The organism is Pseudomonas sp. AF32, from assembly GCF_022342325.2.
In the GTDB taxonomy this organism is placed as follows: Bacteria; Pseudomonadota; Gammaproteobacteria; order Pseudomonadales; family Pseudomonadaceae; genus Aquipseudomonas; species Aquipseudomonas uvaldensis.
Map to the genome: position 1 here is coordinate 1 of NZ_RQJK02000041.1, position 19,159 is coordinate 19,159.

Consider the following 19,159-nt stretch of genomic DNA (forward strand, 5'->3'; position numbering starts at 1 on the left):
GGAGGGGCGAAATCTCCCACAGTCTGTACTGCGGCTAACAGTCAGAATCGAGCCTTGTCCCTCCTCCTCCCTTCAAGTCCTACCATACAAGCGAGCCTGCTCGCGATAGCGGTGGACCAGTCGACATCACTGTTGGCTGACCCGACGCCATCGCGAGCAGGCTCGCTCCCACAATTGATCGTTTGCGCTCACAGAATCCCCCCACCACAGCCAGTTGTCCTGCATTTCATAAATCGCAGGCAAAGAAAAACCCGGCCTGAGCCGGGTTTTTCCAAAAGCCTTGGGCTAATTACTTGCCTTGGGCTTCTACTTGAGCTTCTACGCGACGGTTTACCGCACGACCAGCTTCAGTGGCGTTGTCGGCAACTGGGCGGGATTCGCCGTAGCCAACAGACTGAACGCGGGACGATTCAACACCGTACTGGTTGGTCAGAACGTCCTTGACCGCTTTCGCACGACGCTCGGACAGCTTCTGGTTGTAAGCGTCAGTACCGACGGAGTCAGTGTGACCTTCAACAGTGGTGCTGGTCGATGGGTACTGCTTCATGAAGTCAGCCAGGTTCTTGATGTCGCCGTAGCTGTTTGGCTTGACGACCGACTTGTCGAAGTCGAACTTGACGTCCAGCTCAACACGTACGGTTTCAGCAACAGCTGGGCAGCCATCAGCGTCAACGGTAACGTTGGCTGGGGTGTCAGGGCACTTGTCGACGTTGTCGCACACGCCGTCGTTGTCGCTGTCGGAGCAGACTTCAGCCGGAGCTGGGACTGGAGCAGCAGCAGGCTTGGAGCCGCCACCGAAGTTCACACCGATACCAACGCTAGGCGCCCACTCGGTGTCGCCCTGGTCGATGTTGTACTGAGCTTCAACGCCGGCACGGGCGTAGAAGTTCTCGGTGAAGTACAGCTTGGCGCCGCCGCCAACGTTGGCGAAGGTCGAACGGTTACGACCGTTGCTGCCATTCTGGTCGATGCTCTGGTCGGAGAAACCGGCCGAGACGTAAGGACGCAGCATGTCACCTGGGTTGTTGAAGTGGTACAGAGCGTCCAGAGCGGTGTTGGCGCCCTTGACGTTGGTACCATCGTCAGTGCGAGCGTTGTGCACTTCGTCGTAGGCCAGACGCAGTTCCACGTCGTCGGTCAGGAAGTAACCAACCGAACCGCCGAACAGGTTGCCGTTGTTCTTGAAGTTACGAGCGCTGTCGAATTGCTCTTTCTTGGCGAAGCCTTCGATTTCAACTGCGCCTTGGCCTTGTGCCAGAGCGCCGAACGAAGTGGCGGCAATAAGAGAACCAATGGCAAAGCCCAAGGTGTTTTTCAGTTTCATCCGTTAAATCCCCATCTGGTGATTGTGAAGCAGTCCCGCAAACCGGGGGACAACTCGGCGGCAAGTCTATCAGAACTTGCCTACACGTAAGAGATATTTGCGCCGAAGTTAAGTTTCGGCAATGCCTGCAAATTTCTCACGCAGCTTATCAAGAGCGCGCTTGTAACGCATTTTGGTCGCGCTCAAACCCATATGCATTATGTCTGCGATCTCCTGGAACTCCAGTTCTGCGACAAATCGTAGCACCAGAATCTCCCTGTCGATCGGGTTCACATAAACCAGCCAGCGATCGAGTCCACCCTTTTCCTCCGGCTTGGGCGCCTTTTCATCAGACGCTTCCTCCAGAGGATCCAGGCTCAACGCATCCATCAAGCGACGCTTTCGCCGTTCCTTGCGGTACTGTGTGATGCATTCGTTGTAGGTGATGCTATATAGCCATGTCTTGAACTTCGATTTCCCCTCGAAGTTCTTCAGACCGTACAGCACCTTCAACATCACCTCCTGACAGACATCGTCAGCGTCGCGATCGTTCCCCAGATAACGTGCACAGACGTTAAATAATGTTCTCTGGTAACGACGCATCAACTCTTCGTAAGCACGTGTTACGTGGAACAGCTCCGTATGCGCGCGCGCGACCAACTCCTCATCGGAGAGATCACGGGGGTCATAGCGCGTGAATAGCGATTGGGGTTTGTTCAAAACAAGTCGGGCCGACGGTCTAGGTCAATGTGCGCCGCAGCCTGCGGTAGCAGGCATTTTGCGGCGGCATACATTAGCAGAGTTTGCCGGGTTAGCGGCTACTTACATGCTGCTCCAGCAGGATCCGATTGGAGAGCGACACCAGTTCGCCCTCCTCGGTCAGCAACGTGGTCTTCACCGTGCCGATCTCCTCGATCTGGCCTTCGACCTCGCCCACCCGCACTTGTTGTCCAACCTCATACAGCTCACGCACATAGATCCCCGCAAGAATCTGACCGGCGATTTCCCGGCTTCCCAGCCCCATGGCCAGCGCAATCGCCAGACCAACGGTAATCAATACGATCACGATCACATGGTTGAGCAGGTCGGTCTTGACCTCCAACTGGCTGATCGCAACGGAAATACTGATGATGATCACCAGGCCCTGGGCGATACGTCCAAGACCCGAGGCATAATCCAGCCCCACGCCTTCGGCTGCGCCGCGTACCAGGCCATTGACCAGTTGCGCCAGCAGGACGCCTACCAGCAACACCAGCGCAGCGCCGAAAACCTTCGGCAGGTACAGCGCAAGCATATCGAGCGTAGCCGAAACTCGCTGCAGGCCAAGGGATTCGGCTGCGGAAACCAGGAAAATAAGCAATACGAACCAATAGACGATCTTGCCTATCAGGGTCGAGATCGGCACCTGGATACCGCCACGGGACAGCAGCTTGGTCAGGCCGGTGCCGCCCATCAGGCGGTCAAGCCCCAGCTTGGCGAGCAGCTTGGACAGCAACGTGTCGAGCAACTTGGCCACGACGAACCCCAACAGCACCACCACCAGGGCGCCGAAAAGGTTCGGGATGAAGTTGGCCACCTTGGTCCACAAGGCAGTCATTGCCGCGACAAGGCTCTGGGTCCAGAGATTCAATTCCATATTCAGTCAGCCTTATGAGCGGTGCGAGTAGCGGGTTTACGACGGGATACCGGCAAGACGTGGGCCGAGCCGTTGTTCAAGGCGATCATCAGCGCGGGCAGCCAGCGGCCCAGCAGGCTGAACAGATCACCGGCGCCCACCTGGCGGTTGGCGGTTTTCAGTACACGCCCCAGGCAGGCGTCGTCGTCCCGGCTGGACGGGGAGGCCTTGAGCATGTCGCGCAAAGACTGTTCAAACGGATCGTGCATACGCACCTCTCGTGATGTCTGTGGAAGACGCGATCAAAATTCGTCGGGTCACATGAAAGCCCCATCACACCCAGCGCAAGCGGCGGAACAGCCACCACTGCCCCGAGGCCACACAGACCATCAGCAGGCAGGCGACCAGGAAACCGTAAGGGCTGTCGGAAAACGGAATACCGCCCACGTTGATGCCCAACAGGCCGGTGAGAAAACTCATGGGCAGGAAAATCCCGGTGATGATGCCGAAGCGGTACATGGTGCGGTTCATGCGTACCGAAAGGCGCCGGTCCTCGGCCTCCAACACCAGCCCCACGCGCTCCCGAGCCAATTCCAGCTCCTCCAGGTAGCGGGTCAGGCTGTTGTTCAATTCATTCCAGTAGTCACCGTCGTCCTCGACGAACCAAGGCAACTTGATGCGCGACATCTGTCCGAAAATGTCTCGCTGTGGCGACAGGAAACGCTTCAGTCCGGCCGCTCGGCGACGGATATGCAAAATGGCGTCGTGCTCGGGGGTGTACCGTTCGTCGGCATCGAGCTTTTCTTCCTCACCGTCGACGATTTCCGAAAGCTGGGACACCAGGTCCTGCACCTTGTCGGTCAGGTACTGAGCCATATAAAGGATGAGTTCGGAGCTACTCTTCGGCCCTTTACCCTCGGCCAGGTGCGCGAGCAGTTCATCGGTGGCGCGCAACGGACGAAGGCGCAGGGAAATGACCCGCTGGGCGGAAGCGAAGATGCGCACCGACACCATGTCTTCCGGCTCGGCCCCTGGATTGAGGTTGATTCCCCGCAGGAACAGCAACAGCTCGGCGTCGGGCAACGGCAACAGGCGCGGCCGGGTGTTCTCCTCCAGCAGCAGGTCACAGTTGAATTCGCTGAGGCCGCTGGACTTGCGCAGCCAGGCGTGCGTCTGGGGATGGCTGCGATCCCAATGCAGCCACAGGCTCTCATGCGCCTGCAGCTGCAGATCGTCAAGTTCGGTCCGGGCTATGGAACGCGCACCACCTTTACCATCAAGCACCAGGGCATGCACCAGCCCCCACTGCGCGTTTTCTTCCTCGAACATCCTCATCCCTTACGACTTTGACGCTTCATTCAGGCATTTGCAGCGGGCTGGGCGAGACGATTACGCCGTTGTTGTCCGCGTAGACATACTCGCCCGGACGGAAGGTCACGCCGGCAAACGTCACGACCACGTTAAGATCGCCGATGCCGCGCTTGTCGGTTTTCATCGGATGGCTGGCCAGGGCCTGGACGCCCAGATCGGTCTGGGCAATGACGTCCACGTCGCGGATGCAACCGTAGATCACCAGTCCTTCCCAACCATTCTTTGCGGCTTTCTCGGCCAGCATGTCGCCCAGCAAGGCCCGACGCAGGGAGCCACCGCCGTCGACCACCAGCACCTTGCCGTTGCCCTTGAGCTCAACCTGCTCCTTGACCAGCGAGTTGTCCTCGAAGCATTTGATGGTCACGATTTCGCCACCGAAGGAGTCGCGACCACCGAAGTTGCTGAACATCGGCTCCACCACCTGAACCAGGTCCGGATAGGCGTCGCACAGGTCGGGCGTGAGGTAATGCTTCATCGAATGACTCCCGCAAGGGCCCTGCAAGGGCTTGAACGTCAGGCTGAATGAACAACCGTTTATGACCGGAACAACGTAATGCGTCATATCTTAGCCGCAAGCCGGGCAGAGCGAAATGCCCTTGTCAGAGCCCTCGCTTCAAACCGCCTCGGCCAGAATGGGCTGGCTTGCCGGCAATGGCGCACGCTGATTCTCCAGCCAACGCGCCATCAGCGGCCAAACCTCGGCCTGCGCGGCCTTGCTGACCAGCATTGCCACATGGCCGAAATCGTCACTGAAGCCGTGCTCCCGGCCGAGGCAGACGAACTGCTTGTGCTCGGAACCGATCTGCTCGAAGAGCTTGCGACAAGCCCAGGTCGGATCCTGATGGTCGCCGACGGCGCTCACCGCCAGCACCGGCACCTGCACATCGGCCAGGCCGGCCCACCAGTTTTTCTCGGCATCACCGAAACGTCCGAACAGGCCATACCAACGCATGCTCTCCAGGGCCAGGCCAATCGGCTCGTCTTCCGGGCCGCGCTTGAGCCTTGAGCCGGAGAGTTGAGCAAACCGCTTGAGGATAAACCGTCCGCCCCACTCCACCGGTGGAATTTTCAACGGCCAGTAGGTGCGACTGACCTGGGTCCCGAAAAATGCCGCCGACGCCACGGCCGGCTCGCCCAGGTAATGACCACCCAGCGCCGCCGCCAGGGTGATGCCACCCAGGGAGTGGCCGATCCAGTGAGGCACCTGCCCAGTCTGCTCACGCACGAAGGCACCGATGGCCGGCAAGTCGTAACGGGCGTAGTCGGCCACACGGTTCTTGCGGTAATCCTGATTACGCTGGGACAACCCGTGCCCGCGCATTTCGGGAATCCATACATCGAACCCCAGCCGCGTCAGATACGCCCCCAGGCCCAGTCCCTTGGGCGAATACCAGAAGCGCCGGTTGGAAAAGCTGCCATGCAACAGGATGACCGGGACCCCGCGGGCGGCCTCGGTGGCGTCGGCCATGCCCAGCCGGGTGACGGCCAGTTCGACGGTGTAGTCGGGACTGTTGCCAGGTTTCAAACGATAGACATCTTCGCTCAGATCGCCCCGCCGTTCGGCGCTGATCAGGGCGACAGGAAATAGGTTGCTGCTGCTTTGCATAATGCTCTTGCACAAAAAAGGGCGGCTTCCCTCGGGAGCCCGCCCTGTTTCAATCAAAAGGGACCAGTGCCAGTCCGGTAAGCCACGAAACCTGTGGGAGCGAGCCTGCTCGCGATTGCGGTGAGCCAGTAACATCCATATTGACTGACACTCCGCTATCGCGAGCAGGCTCGCTCCCACAGGGGTATTACATGACTGGCTTCAGTTGTTGATCAGCCCCTTCACTCGATCAGACCGCGCCCTGCCCCTCAGCCAGGAAGAACCAGGTTTCCAGCACGGAGTCCGGGTTCAGCGAAACGCTTTCGATGCCCTGCTCCATCAGCCATTTGGCCAGGTCCGGGTGGTCCGAAGGGCCCTGGCCGCAGATGCCGATGTACTTGCCGGCCTTGTTGCAGGCGGCGATGGCATTGGCCAGCAGCTTCTTGACCGCCGGATTCCGCTCGTCGAAAAGGTGCGCGATGATCCCGGAGTCACGGTCCAGGCCCAGGGTCAGCTGGGTCAGGTCGTTGGAGCCGATGGAGAAGCCGTCGAAGAACTCCAGGAATTCTTCCGCCAGGATCGCGTTGGACGGCAGCTCGCACATCATGATCACGCGCAGGCCGTTGTCGCCACGGGCCAGGCCATTTTCCGCCAGCAGGTCGACCACCTGGCTCGCTTCGCCCAGGGTACGCACGAACGGCACCATGATCTCGACGTTGGTCAGGCCCATCTCATTGCGCACGCGCTTGAGGGCGCGGCACTCGAGCTCGAAGCAGTCGCGGAACGATTCGCTGATGTAGCGCGAGGCGCCACGGAAGCCCAGCATCGGGTTTTCTTCCTCAGGCTCGTAGAGCTTGCCGCCGATCAGGTTGGCGTACTCGTTGGACTTGAAGTCCGACAGGCGCACGATGACCTTTTTCGGGTAGAACGCCGCCGCCAGGGTGCTGATGCCTTCCACCAGCTTCTCGACATAGAAGCCGACCGGATCGTGGTAACCGGCGATGCGTTTGTCGACGCTGTCCTTGATCTCCGATGGCAGGCCATCGTAGTTCAGCAGTGCCTTGGGGTGCACACCGATCATGCGGTTGATGATGAACTCCAGGCGGGCCAGGCCTACGCCGGCGTTCGGCAGTTGCGCAAAGTCGAAGGCACGGTCCGGGTTGCCGACGTTCATCATGATCTTGAACGGCAGCTCCGGCATGGCGTCCACGGAGTTTTTCTTGACGTCGAAGCCCAGTTCGCCTTCGAAGATGTAGCCGGTATCGCCTTCGGCGCAGGACACGGTCACACCCTGGCCGTCCTTGAGCAGTTCGGTGGCGTTACCGCAACCCACCACCGCCGGGATACCCAGTTCGCGGGCAATGATCGCCGCGTGACAAGTACGGCCGCCGCGGTTGGTGACGATGGCGCTGGCGCGCTTCATCACCGGCTCCCAGTCCGGGTCGGTCATGTCGGATACCAGTACGTCGCCGGCCTGGACCTTGTCCATCTCCGAAACGTCCTTGATGATCCGCACCTTGCCGGCGCCGATGCGCTGGCCGATGGCACGGCCTTCAACCAGCACGGTGCCGGTTTCCTTGAGCAGGTAGCGCTCCATGACGTTGGCCTGGGTGCGGCTTTTCACGGTTTCCGGCCTGGCCTGCACGATGTACAGCTTGCCGTCGTCACCGTCCTTGGCCCATTCGATGTCCATCGGGCACTTGTAGTGCTGCTCGATGATCATCGCCTGCTTGGCCAGTTCGCTGACTTCGGCGTCGGTCAGGCAGAAACGGGCGCGATCGGCCTTGTCCACGTCGACGGTCTTCACCGAGCGACCCGCCTTGGCTTCGTCGCCGTAGATCATCTTGATGGCCTTGCTGCCCAGGTTACGGCGCAGGATGGCCGGGCGACCGGCTTGCAGAGTGCTCTTGTGAACGTAGAACTCGTCCGGGTTCACGGCGCCCTGGACGACGGTTTCACCCAGGCCGTAGGCGCCGGTGATGAACACCACGTCACGGAAGCCCGACTCGGTGTCGAGGGTGAACATCACCCCGGCGGTGCCGGTTTCGGAGCGAACCATGCGCTGCACGCCGGCCGACAGGGCCACCAGCTTGTGGTCGAAGCCCTGGTGCACGCGGTAGGAAATGGCACGGTCGTTGAAAAGGGAAGCGAAGACTTCCTTGGCCGCGCGGATGACGTTGTCCACGCCACGGATGTTCAGGAAGGTTTCCTGCTGGCCGGCGAAAGACGCATCCGGCAGGTCTTCGGCGGTCGCCGAGGAGCGCACGGCAACGGCGATGTCGGGGTTGCCTTCGGACAGTTTGGCGAAGGCGGTGCGAATTTCGCTGTTCAGTCGCTCGGGAAACTCGGCTTCCATGATCCATTGGCGGATCTGGGCACCGGTCTTGGCCAGGGCATTGACATCATCGACGTCCAGGGCATCGAGCGCATCGTGGATCTGCTTGTTCAGGCCGCTCAGTTCCAGGAAATCACGATAAGCCTGAGCCGTCGTGGCGAAGCCACCTGGCACCGAGACGCCGGCGCCGGCGAGGTTACTGATCATCTCGCCCAGGGATGCGTTCTTGCCCCCCACATGCTCCACATCATGGACGCCGAGCTTATCGAGGGAAACTACGTACTCTACCAAGGTGATCTCTCCACTAACTGTGTTGGAAAAGCTCAAGGCACCGGTTGCTCCAGGGGAGCGAGTGCCGGCGATATGGCCTGGACCTGGAAAATAAGTGAGAATGCGGGCCATCGGCGGCCGGCAAATCGCGCCTATCATATCCAAGAATCGTCACTAGCTCACTAGGGCCCAAGGCGCAAATGAAACGATCCGCTTTCTTTATCTCCGACGGCACCGGCATTACGGCCGAAACGCTAGGTCAAAGCCTGTTGGCGCAATTCGAAAACATTACCTTCACCAAGTTGACACGCCCGTACATCGACAGCGTCGACAAGGCGCGGGCGATGGTACAGCAAATCAATAAAGCCGCCGAAACAGACGGCTTCCGCCCGATTATCTTCGACACCATCGTCAATCAGGACATCCGTGAGATTCTCGCAACGTCCAATGGTTTCATGATCGACATTTTTTCCACCTTCCTGGCGCCCCTGGAGCAGGAACTGAGCGAGCATTCCTCCTACTCGGTCGGCAAATCCCATTCCATTGGCCACAACTCCAATTACATGGAGCGGATCGAGGCGGTCAACTTTGCGCTGGACAACGACGATGGCGCCCGCACGCATTATTACGACAAGGCCGACCTGATCCTAGTGGGAGTGTCGCGCTGTGGTAAGACGCCGACGTGTCTGTACATGGCGATGCAGTTCGGCATCCGCGCGGCCAACTACCCGCTGACCGAAGAAGACATGGAGCGCCTGCAACTGCCCAGCGCCCTGCGTGCCCACCAGCACAAGCTGTTCGGCCTGACCATCGACCCGGACCGCCTCACGGCGATCCGCAACGAGCGCAAGCCCAACAGCCGCTACTCGAGCTATGCCCAGTGCGAATTCGAAGTGCGCGAAGTGGAAAACCTGTTCCGGCGGGAGAACATTCCGCACATCAATTCCACGCATTTTTCCGTGGAAGAGATTTCGGCGAAGATTCTGGTGGAGAAAGGGGTGGAGCGGCGGTTCAAGTAAACCTGCACAAAACAAGACCCTGTGGGAGCGAGCCTGCTCGCGATTGCGCAGTGTCAGCAGAATTTGTGCTGGCTGACCCACCGCTATCGCGAGCAGGCTCGGTCCCACAAGGGATCAAGGTTTACTCTGAGTTCAGTGACTCAACCGCTTGACCAACGCCTGCCCCACCGCCAGCGCCGACGCCGGATTCTGGCCTGTGATCAGTTCCCGATCCTTCACCACATGAGCAGTCCACGGCGTGGTGTTGCCGCTGTACTGCCCGCCGGCCTGTTGCAGCGCGGTCTGTGGGTAGAACCTCATGCTCCCGCCGCCCAGCAGTCCCTTGGCCAGTTCTTCTTCCTGATTGCTGATCACGGTCATTTTATACCCGGCGTAGATCCAGTCCGACGGGGCCGAGGCCTGGCCTTTGGTGGTCAATTGACCAACGAAACCCTGGGCATCGGGCAAAGTCGATAACAACGCTATCGGCCCGTGGCAGACCAGTGCTGTGGCTTTACCCCTATCATGAAAATGCGCCAGCACCCGGCCCAGTGGCGCGCTGGTGAGCAGATCCTGCATCGGCGCATGGCCGCCAGGAACGTACAGGGCATCGAAACGGTCCAGGCCTTGCTGTTCGACACGGGCCAGACTGACCACGGGCGATTCGGTGGCCGAGGTGATCTTCAGTTGCGCCAGCAGCGCCTGGTAGCGCTCCAGTTCCGCCCCATCATTGTTGAAATACATCTTGTCCACCGACGACCGATCCAGGGTCGGGGCCTTGCCCTGGGGGGTGGCGAACGTTACTTGATGACCGGCGTCCAGCAACAGTTTGACCGGCTGCAACAGTTCGTTGAGGTAGAAACCGGTGGAAAACTCCTTGCCGTCGCGCAGATCCAGATGATCGGCATCCGACAGGACCACCAGCACATTGTCGGCCTGGGCAGCGACGCTGGTGGCAGCCAGTGCAGCGGATAACGCGAGGGCGGAAAGCTTTTTCATGATGACTCCGAAGGCTGATGAGGAAGACAGCCCTCACTGTATTGATGCCGTCACAGGCGATAAACTTGCCGGCGAGAACATCACTTGGCCTCTGGAGGCAATAATGGCCCGTCGATTCGATTACTTGGCCGACGTGGAAGCCTTCGTCACTGTCGTGGAACAAGGCACCCTCAGCGCCGCCGCCGTGGCCCTGGGCACCACGCCTTCGGTACTGAGCCGCGCCATCTCTCGCCTCGAAACCCGGCTCGGGGTGCAGTTGTTACGCCGCACGACCCGACGGCTGAACCTGACCGATGCTGGCACCTTGTATCTGGAGCAATCACGTTCGGCCTTTGCCTTGATCGATGACGCCGAACGACGGATACAGGGCCAGGAGGGTGTCTTGACCGGCCGGGTACGCCTGAGCGTACCGACCACCTACGGCCATTACCGCTTGCCATCGTTGCTGGCGCGCTTCGCCCAGGCTTTCCCACAGGTTCGCATCGAGCTGAGTATTACCAACCGCAATGTCGACCTGGTGGCAGAAGGGTATGACCTGGCGATCCGCCTCGGTCAGTTGCCGGACAGCGGCCTGGTGGGGCGCAAGCTCGAAGACGCCCGGCTCTGCCTGGTGGCCGCTCCGAAGTACCTGGATGGAGCAGGCATACCCCGGCATGTCGATGAACTGATCAACCACAGTTGCCTGCCGTTCGTCATGCCCAGCAGCGGACGTATCGCACCCTGGTTGTTTTGCGAAAACGGTGAACATCGGGAATGGATGCCGGCGAGTCACGTGCAAGTGTCCGATGATGTATTGGGCATCGTGTCGCTGGCGCTGGCTGGACTGGGGATCTGCCAGACCTACGATTTCATCGTCCGAGAGCGGATCGAACGCGGAGAACTGGTCGAGGTATTGGAGGCATTCGGCGGCCGCAGCCGCCCGTTTTCGGTGATCTACCCGCCCCACCGGCAGTTGCCGGCGGCGGCACGGGCGTTGATCGATTTTCTGGTGGGACAGGGCTGAATCCGAAATCACGATCAACGTCGGACCACTGTGGGAGGCCAGCTTGCCAGCGATGATGGCGGCATATCCAACATCATCGGTGCAGACAGACCGCTATCGCGGGCAAGCCCAGCTCCCACAAGGAGCGCATCATCGGTTCAGGCAGGCTCGCTCCCCCAAAAATGCGATGGCGCCATCAATGAACCGCAGCCGCCTGCTCTTCCATCTTCTTGCGCAGGCTCAAGGGCCGCATATCAGTCCAGACTTCTTCGATGTAGGCCAGGCACTCCTTCTTGAAACCGCTTTTACCAACGGTACGCCAGCCCTCCGGGATGGCCTTGTAGTCGGGCCAGATCGAATATTGTTCTTCGTGGTTGACCACGACCTGGAAAACGATGTCCTCGCGGTCGAATACTGACGTCATGGGTGTCTCTCCATCTTTGCTCGAGGTTCGCTGCGCGGCACGCGCAAGCGGGATATGAAAGGAACGTTTTGGGCCGGACGAAAATTAAGCCTCGGTGACGGCCGCCTTCAAGGCACGCCCGAAGATGTCCGCGACCCGGTCGATTTCCGTCGCGGTGATGATCAACGGCGGCAGGAAACGCACGACACCGCCCTGCCGTCCCCCCAGCTCGAGGATCAGCCCGCGCTTGAGGCATTCACGTTGTAACCGGGGTGCCAATCGTGCATGCACCGGCGGATGGCCGAGGGTGTCCGGCGCACCTGCCGGATCCACCAGCTCGACGCCGAGCATCAGGCCGCGGCCGCGGATGTCGCCCAATTGAGGGAAATCCCGTTGCAGGCTGCGCAGGTGCTCGCTCAAGCGTCGGCCCATGGCCGCGGCATGAGCCGGCAGGTCGTGCTCCAGCAAATAGCGCATCACTGCGGAACCGGCGGCCATGGCCATCTGGTTACCACGGAATGTTCCGGCGTGAGCCCCTGGAAGCCAGGTGTCGAGCCACTCGCGATAGACCACCACCGCCAGCGGCAGGCTGCCCCCGATGGCCTTGGAGAGCACCACCACGTCCGGAATGATCCCGGCGTGTTCAAAGGCGAACATCTTGCCGGTGCGGCCAAAGCCGCTCTGGATTTCGTCGACGATCAGGGCAACCCCGGCCTGCTCGGTGATCCGGCGCAACCCGCGCAGCCAGTCGATGTCGGCCGGTATCACCCCGCCCTCGCCCTGCACAACCTCGACAATGACCGCCGCCGGCAACTGCACGCCGGCTTCGGGATCGTTCAGCAGGTTCTCCAGATAATGCAGATTGGCCTTCACGCCCTCGGCACCGCCCAGCCCGAACGGACAGCGGTAATCGTAGGGGTACGGCATGAACTGCACACCGTTGGCGAGCAAGGCTCCCAGGGGCTTTTTCGGCCCCAGGCTGCCCATCAGGCTCAACGCGCCCTGGCTCATGCCGTGGTAACCGCCCTGGAACGACAACACGGTGCTGCGTCCGGTGGCGGTACGCACCAGCTTGAGCGCGGCTTCCACCGCGTCGGTGCCCGTGGGGCCGCAGAACTGGATTTTTGCTTCGGCCGCAAACGCCGCCGGCAACAGGCCGAACAGGTCCTGGACGAAGCGATCTTTCACGGGCGTGGTCAGGTCCAGGGTATGCAAGGGCAGCTCATCGGCCAGCACCTGCTGGATCGCCTCGATCACCACCGGGTGGTTATGTCCCAGCGCCAGCGTACCGGCGCCGGCCAGGCAGTCGATGAACGTGCGGCCCTCGACGTCTTCGACATACAGCCCTCGGGCCCGCTTGAGGGCCAGGGGAATCCGCCTGGGATAGCTACGGGCATTGGATTCTTGCCGGCTCTGTCGAGCCAACAGAGGCGATTCATCGAATTGGTAGAGCGTCTCGGCCGGGACGGGGCTGACCCGCGCCGGTTGTGCTTCGATAAAACTGTTGGCGACTGACATCTCTCGACCTCGCTGTGCACACATGTGCAGGTTTCCTGCTAGGGAAACGCATCAGCGAGGGAGGAATTTACTCTTTGGGCGCGAAGCCGGGCAGCGATTGCACCGGCACCGTCAACTCCACCCGCAAGCCATCTGCGCGACTGTCGAAATGCAGCCCGCAGCCGCAGCGTTGAACGATGGCCTGGACAATCGCCAACCCCAGTCCACAGCCGGTGCTCTGGCCATTACGCCAGAAACGCTGGGTAAGGTGCTGGAGATCGTCGGCGGCAATACCGGGCCCATGGTCGCGGACCTGGAAGCGCACCCGCTGGCCGATCATCTCCAGGTTCAGTTCCACATCGGTATTGTCCGGGGTGTGGCGCAGGGCGTTGTCCAGCAAGTTACGCAGTGCCGCGATGGAGAGCACCGACGGCATTTGCACCGGCGCCTCGGACACACCGGGAGAAACCTGCAACTTGATCCGTTGGCGAGCCCCGCCGGCCGCGTCCTGGATCGCCAGCCGTGCCACCTGTTCGGCACTGCATTGCACACCGTCGTCGAACGACAGGCTGCCTTCGACCCGGGCCAGCAGCAATAACTGCTCAAGGGTACGATGCAACCGGTCGGCCCCCTCCTCGGCCCGGGCCAGGGACTGATCCCGGGCGACGCCATCGGTCATGCGCGCCACTTGCAGGTGCGTCTTGATGGCGGTGAGCGGGCTGCGCAGCTCATGGGCAGCGTCCCCCGTCAGCCGGCGCTCGCGCTCGAGGGTCTTGCCGATGCGCTGGAACAGCTGGTTCTGGGTTTCCAGCAACGGTCGCAGCTCACTGGGCAGCGGATGGATCTGCAACGGTTCGAGGGAGTCGGCACTGCGCCGCATCAGCGCATCGCGCATGCGATTGAGTGGCGCCAGCCCCTGACCGATGCCCAGCCACAGCAGGCACAGGCAACCCAGCAGCGCCACGCCCACCGGCACCGAGGCCGCCAGGAGCACCGACATGTTCAAGGCTTCGCGTTCGATCTGGCGATCGGCGGTGGTGATGCGCACGTCACCTCGGGCCAGGGTAAAGCTGCGCCACGGCGCGCCGTCGATGATCTGGTCGTGGAACCCCATCTTCTCGGCTTCCAGGGTCTGTTCCGGAGTGCTGTGGCTGCGAGCCAGAATCTCACCGCGCAGGGAACTGACCTGACAGGCCATGCCACCCGGGATGTTCAGTTGCTCGGCGCTGAAGTGCGTGCCCTCGCCCTTGCTGGATATGGGGGGCAGCTGTTCCAGCAGCCCGGCGACCATCCGCGCCGACGCCACCAGGCGCTGGTCGAGGGAAAACATCATCTGGTTGCGCAGATCGCTGAGCATCCAGGCCGCGGCCAGGGTCCAGATCAGGATGAAGGCGGCACCCAATGTCAGGCTCAGGCGCAGTCGCAGGCTCATCACTTGGAAGGCTCCCCGCCATCGGCCGGCCCCAGTCGATAACCCAGCCCGCGTACCGTCTCGACAATCCCGTTGCCCAGTTTGCGCCGCAAGTGATGGATATGAACGTTGAGGGCATTGCTTTCCAGCTCGTCGCTGAAACCGTAGACGCTGTCCTTGAGTTGTTCGGTGGACAGCACCCTGCCGCGGTTGTGCAACAGCGCCTGCAACAACGACTGCTCGCGACGCGACAGGTCCACCGGCTGGCCATCCAGGGTGGTTTCGCGGCTGCTGGGGTCATAAGTCAGGCGGCCATGCTCGATCAGGTTGACACTGCGCCCCGCCACGCGCCGCAGCAGCGTATGCAAGCGCGCCGCCAGCTCGCGAAGGTCGAAGGGTTTGAGCAGATAGTCATCGGCGCCGGCCTGCAATCCATCGACCCGATCGGTCACCGAGTCCCGTGCGGTGAGGATCAGCACCGGAATTTCCAGGCCTTGCTGGCGCAATTGTCGCAGCAGCCTGAGACCGTCCTCGTCGGGCAACCCGAGGTCCAGCACCATGACGTCGAATGTGGCCACGGCGAGTATCGCCCGCGCCGCCGACGCCGTCGCCACGTGCTCGACGACCAGGCCTTGGGCCGTCAGGCCGGCGACGATGCCGCTGGCGATCAACTCATCGTCTTCACAGACCAGTACGTGCATGGTAAGCCTCGTGGAAAAAGGTACATTAGGCCGCCGGCCGATTAAGCCGACATTATGCGACGAGCACCGCCCTATGGGCGATCATTGCGGCAAACCCGTTGTCGCCGGGTTAATCGACGGTTAATCGCCAGCCGCCATTGTGCCCTCACTTGCTTCGTTCTAAGGCTTCCCTACATGCGTCGATTGTTTTTGCTGTGGCTGCTCCTGCTCTCGGGCCTGGCCCAGGCCGCCAATCCCTTCGAAACCAAACCCGACTTCCTGCCGGTGGAAAAAGCGTTCGTGTTCACCTCCGAGCGCCTTGATTCCGGTGAAACCCAGCTGTTCTGGCAGATCGCCGACGGGTATTACCTGTATCAGCAACGGCTCAGGTTCGACGGCCTGGCCGAGGCGCAAAAACCGAAGTTGCCCGAGGGTGAAGCCCACAGCGACGAGTTCTTCGGCGACCAACAGGTCTACCGCCAGGCGCTGGAACTGAAGATTCCGGCAGGTGCAACCGGCAAGATCAAGGTGGGGTTTCAGGGCTGCGCCGACGCAGGCTTGTGCTACCCGCCCCAGACCCAGGTGGTCGACCTGGGTGGCAACGCACCCGCGGCCGCCAGTGGCGAGGCGGCGGACCAGGCCCTGGCCAGCGGCCTGCAACAGCGGGCGCTGGGCTGGAGCCTGCTGGTGTTCTTCGGCCTTGGGCTGTTGCTGGCATTCACGCCCTGCTCCCTGCCCATGCTGCCGATCCTCGCCGGACTGGTGGTGGGCAGTGGTGCCGGGCCCCGGCGCGGCCTGGCATTGGCTGGCAGCTATGTGATCAGCATGGCTCTGGTGTACGCCGCCATGGGTGTGCTCGCCGCGCTGCTGGGGGCCAATCTGCAGGCGCTGCTGCAACAGCCATGGCTGTTGGGTACCTTCGCGGCGGTGTTCGTGCTGTTGGCCCTGCCGATGTTCGGTTTCTTCGAACTGCAGTTGCCGGCGGCCCTGCGGGATCGACTGGAACACGCCGGTCGCCAGCGACGCGGCGGCAGCCTGCTGGGCGCCGGCATCCTCGGCGCGCTGTCCGGCCTGTTGGTAGGACCTTGCATGACCGCTCCGCTGGCCGGCGCGCTGCTGTACATCGCCCAGAGCGGCAATGCGCTGCACGGCGGGCTGATCCTGTTCGTCATGGGCATCGGCATGGGTCTGCCGCTGTTGCTGCTGGTGACCGTGGGCAATCGCTTCCTGCCCAAGCCCGGCGCCTGGATGGACCTGGTCAAGGGCGTGTTCGGCTTCCTGTTCCTGGGCACCGCGTTGCTGATGATTCGTCCCGTCATCAACGATTCGCTGTGGATCGGCCTGTGGGGCGTGCTGTTGCTGATTGCGGCCTACAGCGCCTGGCGGCAGACCGAAGGGTTCGGCCGCATCGCCTATGTGTGCGGCAGTGCGTCGCTGTTGTTCGGCCTGTGGGGCAGCCTGCTGGTGATCGGCGCGGCGGGCGGCAGCGATGATTTCTTCCAACCCTTGAAGGTCTACACCGGCGGCCAGGGCGGCGCGGCCGTCACGGCCCATGAGGCTTTCGTCACCGTCAGCGAACCCGCCGCCTTGCAACGGGAACTCGATGCCGCCCGGGCCCAGGGCCAATGGGTGTTGCTGGACTACTACGCCGACTGGTGCGTGTCCTGCAAGATCATGGAAAAACAGGTATTCGGCCGCACCGAGGTGCTGGACGCCCTGAAGGGGGTGCGCCTGCTGCGCCTGGACGTGACCGCCGACAACCCGGTCAGCCGTGAGCTGCTGAGCCGCTATCAGGTGCCGGGCCCCCCGAGCCTGCTGTGGATCGGCGCCGACGGCGAAGAACGCCGCAGCCAGCGGATCACCGGGGAAGTTGATGCCCAGGGCTTCCTGGCGCGCTGGAACGCCACCCGGGACGCGCGCTGATGCTGACGCTCACCCTGGGCACCTTCGCCATTGCCCTTAATCATCTGCTGTTGATCAGCGCGCTGGTGCTGGCGACGTTCGTCGGTTGGCGGGTGGCCCGGCGTGGCGGCGAGAACCCTGAATCGGTGTTGTTCGTGCTGTTCCTGCTCGGGCTCCTGGCGGCGCGGATCGGCTTTGTCGCCGCCTACTGGGACCACTACCAGGACGATCCGTGGCAGATCGTCGACCTGCGCGATGGCGGGTTCCTGGCCTGGCCCGGCATCGTCGCGCTGGTGATCGGCACGTTGCTGTGGGCGCGACGTCGCCCTGCCCTGCGCCGGCCGCTGGGTTTCGGCGTCGGCAGCGGCCTGCTGTTCTGGCTGGCGGCGACAATGTCGCTGGCGATCTATGAACAAGGCACCCGGCTGCCGGACATCAGCCTGCGCAACGCCGACGGCGAGACGGTGAAACTCACCGATTACCAGGGCGGCCCTTTGGTCATCAATCTCTGGGCCACGTGGTGCCCGCCCTGCCGGCGTGAAATGCCGGTGCTGGAAGAGGCGCAACGGCAACGCCCCGACCTGACGTTCCTGTTCGTCAACCAGGCCGAAAGTATGCAAAGCGTCAGTACCTTTCTCGCCACCCAGGGCCTGAGCCTGGACAACGTGCTGTTCGATGGCAGCGGTCGCCTCGGCCAGGCCGTCGGTTCCATGGCCTTGCCGACGACCTTGTTCTACAGCGCCGACGGCAGCCTGTTGGGCAGCCACCTGGGCGAACTGTCGGAGGCGAGCCTGGCCCGCGCCCTGGAGAACTTCGAAACGCCGGGCTCGACCACAGCCTCCCATCCCGCCATAAGGAAATCGCCATGCCCCGCCTCCGCCACTTGTTGACGCTGGTCGTCGCCACAGCGCTCACGCAAGCTCCATTGCTGCAGGCCGAAGAACTGCCCGCCGCCATCAAGAAGATCGAAGCCAAGGGCGCGAAAATCGTTGGCACTTTCGAGGCCCCGAACGGGCTTCGCGGCTATGCCGCGCAGTACCAGAACCGTGGCATGACGCTGTACCTGACGCCGGACGGCCAGCACGTCCTGCTGGGCAACCTGTACGACGCCGATGGCAAGGACCTGAGCGCCGAGCCGTTGCAGAAACTGGTCTATGCGCCCATGGCCAAGGAGATCTGGGGAAAAATGGAGGCGAGCAACTGGATCGCCGACGGCAGCAAGGACGCACCGCGCACGGTGTACCTGTTCAGTGACCCGAACTGCCCGTACTGCAACATGTTCTGGGAACAGGCACGGCCCTGGGTCAAGGCCGGCAAGGTGCAGTTGCGGCATATCATGGTGGGCATCATCCGCGAAGACAGCCCCGGCAAATCCGCCGCGTTGCTGGCCGCCAAGGACCCGGAGAAAACCCTGGAAGCCCATGAAAAGGCCGGCAAGGGCAGCGCGCTCAAGCCGCTCAAGGACATACCGCCAGCCATCCAGGCCAAACTCGACGCCAACCAGCAATTGATGGACGAACTGGAGCTGTCCGCCACCCCGGCGATTTTCTACCTCGACGACAAAGGCGACTTGCAACAGCAGCAAGGCGCCCCGTCGCCGGACAAGCTGGTGAAGATACTCGGGCCCAAATAGCCCGGCCTGACACCCATCCCTGTGGGAGCGGGGGGGGGGGGGGGGGGGGGGGGGGGGGGGGGGGGGGGGGGGGGGGGGGGGGGGGGTGGGGGGGGGGGAAGATGAAGGTGGTCGTCAACAACTACCAGGAAGGGCAGGTCGAGGACCTTGAGCTGCCGCGTCACCCGAAGGAAGA

18 protein-coding genes are annotated in these 19,159 nt (G+C 62.0%); 5 read left to right on the forward strand and 13 right to left on the reverse strand.

Annotated features, from left to right (window positions below):
- Positions 1-289: 289 nt before the first annotated feature.
- The 8 genes from EGM97_RS25775 to ppsA all read right to left on the reverse strand — a co-directional run bounded on the left by EGM97_RS25775 (position 290) and on the right by ppsA (position 8,500).
- A complete protein-coding gene (locus tag EGM97_RS25775; RefSeq protein ID WP_238963727.1) occupies positions 290-1,324 on the reverse strand; it encodes an OmpA family protein in 1,035 nt (344 codons plus the stop codon).
- A gap of 108 nt (positions 1,325-1,432) precedes the next feature.
- Positions 1,433-2,023: an RNA polymerase sigma factor SigX gene (sigX, locus tag EGM97_RS25780; protein WP_238963724.1), complete on the reverse strand. Its 591-nt coding sequence runs from the start codon at positions 2,021-2,023 to the stop codon at positions 1,433-1,435.
- Positions 2,024-2,114: 91 nt separating this feature from the next.
- Positions 2,115-2,939: a mechanosensitive ion channel family protein gene (locus EGM97_RS25785; RefSeq protein ID WP_053155313.1), complete on the reverse strand. Its 825-nt coding sequence runs from the start codon at positions 2,937-2,939 to the stop codon at positions 2,115-2,117.
- Positions 2,940-2,941: 2 nt separating this feature from the next.
- The gene (locus EGM97_RS25790; protein WP_371259599.1) at positions 2,942-3,193 is read right to left on the reverse strand and encodes a CrfX protein; all 252 of its coding nucleotides are present in this window, start codon (positions 3,191-3,193) and stop codon (positions 2,942-2,944) included.
- 58 nt (positions 3,194-3,251) lie between these two features.
- On the reverse strand, positions 3,252-4,247 hold the full coding sequence (locus tag EGM97_RS25795; protein ID WP_238963723.1) for a zinc transporter ZntB: 996 nt from the start codon (positions 4,245-4,247) through the stop codon (positions 3,252-3,254).
- A gap of 25 nt (positions 4,248-4,272) precedes the next feature.
- Positions 4,273-4,764: a ribonuclease E activity regulator RraA gene (gene rraA, locus EGM97_RS25800; RefSeq protein ID WP_053155307.1), complete on the reverse strand. Its 492-nt coding sequence runs from the start codon at positions 4,762-4,764 to the stop codon at positions 4,273-4,275.
- Positions 4,765-4,902: 138 nt separating this feature from the next.
- Positions 4,903-5,895, reverse strand: a complete 993-nt coding sequence (locus tag EGM97_RS25805; RefSeq protein WP_238963721.1) for an alpha/beta fold hydrolase — start codon at positions 5,893-5,895, stop codon at positions 4,903-4,905.
- Between the two features lie 229 nt (positions 5,896-6,124).
- The gene (ppsA, locus tag EGM97_RS25810) at positions 6,125-8,500 is read right to left on the reverse strand and encodes a phosphoenolpyruvate synthase (RefSeq protein ID WP_238963719.1); all 2,376 of its coding nucleotides are present in this window, start codon (positions 8,498-8,500) and stop codon (positions 6,125-6,127) included.
- A 179-nt stretch (positions 8,501-8,679) separates the two neighbouring features.
- On the opposite strand from ppsA, the gene ppsR reads away from it, so the two are divergent.
- Entirely contained in the window at positions 8,680-9,498 is an 819-nt protein-coding gene (gene ppsR / locus EGM97_RS25815) for a posphoenolpyruvate synthetase regulatory kinase/phosphorylase PpsR (protein WP_042732259.1), read from the forward strand.
- 132 nt (positions 9,499-9,630) lie between these two features.
- On the opposite strand, the gene EGM97_RS25820 is transcribed toward ppsR, so the two are convergent.
- Positions 9,631-10,476: a type 1 glutamine amidotransferase domain-containing protein gene (locus EGM97_RS25820; protein ID WP_238963717.1), complete on the reverse strand. Its 846-nt coding sequence runs from the start codon at positions 10,474-10,476 to the stop codon at positions 9,631-9,633.
- 103 nt (positions 10,477-10,579) lie between these two features.
- On the opposite strand from EGM97_RS25820, the gene EGM97_RS25825 reads away from it, so the two are divergent.
- The gene (locus tag EGM97_RS25825) at positions 10,580-11,479 is read left to right on the forward strand and encodes a LysR family transcriptional regulator (protein ID WP_238963715.1); all 900 of its coding nucleotides are present in this window, start codon (positions 10,580-10,582) and stop codon (positions 11,477-11,479) included.
- A gap of 175 nt (positions 11,480-11,654) precedes the next feature.
- Here EGM97_RS25825 and EGM97_RS25830 read toward each other — a convergent pair whose 3' ends face one another.
- The 4 genes from EGM97_RS25830 to EGM97_RS25845 form a co-directional block, all read right to left on the reverse strand.
- The gene (locus EGM97_RS25830) at positions 11,655-11,882 is read right to left on the reverse strand and encodes an MbtH family protein (protein ID WP_238963712.1); all 228 of its coding nucleotides are present in this window, start codon (positions 11,880-11,882) and stop codon (positions 11,655-11,657) included.
- 84 nt (positions 11,883-11,966) lie between these two features.
- Complete coding sequence (locus tag EGM97_RS25835) at positions 11,967-13,379, reverse strand: aspartate aminotransferase family protein (RefSeq protein ID WP_238963710.1); 1,413 nt, start codon at positions 13,377-13,379, stop codon at positions 11,967-11,969.
- Positions 13,380-13,446: 67 nt separating this feature from the next.
- Complete coding sequence (locus tag EGM97_RS25840; RefSeq protein ID WP_238963709.1) at positions 13,447-14,793, reverse strand: ATP-binding protein; 1,347 nt, start codon at positions 14,791-14,793, stop codon at positions 13,447-13,449.
- Positions 14,790-15,470 carry a response regulator gene (locus tag EGM97_RS25845; RefSeq protein WP_053155284.1) on the reverse strand — a complete coding sequence of 227 codons (681 nt, stop codon included), beginning with the start codon at positions 15,468-15,470 and terminating at the stop codon, positions 14,790-14,792. Before EGM97_RS25845 ends, EGM97_RS25840 begins: the two co-directional genes overlap by 4 nt.
- 174 nt (positions 15,471-15,644) lie before the next feature.
- On the opposite strand from EGM97_RS25845, the gene dsbD reads away from it, so the two are divergent.
- From dsbD to dsbG, 3 genes are read left to right on the forward strand one after another with little or no spacing between them, the layout of a single operon-like run.
- The gene (gene dsbD / locus EGM97_RS25850; protein WP_238963701.1) at positions 15,645-17,372 is read left to right on the forward strand and encodes a protein-disulfide reductase DsbD; all 1,728 of its coding nucleotides are present in this window, start codon (positions 15,645-15,647) and stop codon (positions 17,370-17,372) included.
- Complete coding sequence (locus tag EGM97_RS25855) at positions 17,372-18,241, forward strand: TlpA disulfide reductase family protein (protein WP_238963699.1); 870 nt, start codon at positions 17,372-17,374, stop codon at positions 18,239-18,241. Before dsbD ends, EGM97_RS25855 begins: the two co-directional genes overlap by 1 nt.
- Positions 18,217-18,984: a thiol:disulfide interchange protein DsbG gene (dsbG, locus tag EGM97_RS25860; RefSeq protein ID WP_238963697.1), complete on the forward strand. Its 768-nt coding sequence runs from the start codon at positions 18,217-18,219 to the stop codon at positions 18,982-18,984. The genes EGM97_RS25855 and dsbG overlap by 25 nt, the downstream gene beginning before the upstream one ends.
- Positions 18,985-19,159: the final 175 nt, after the last annotated feature.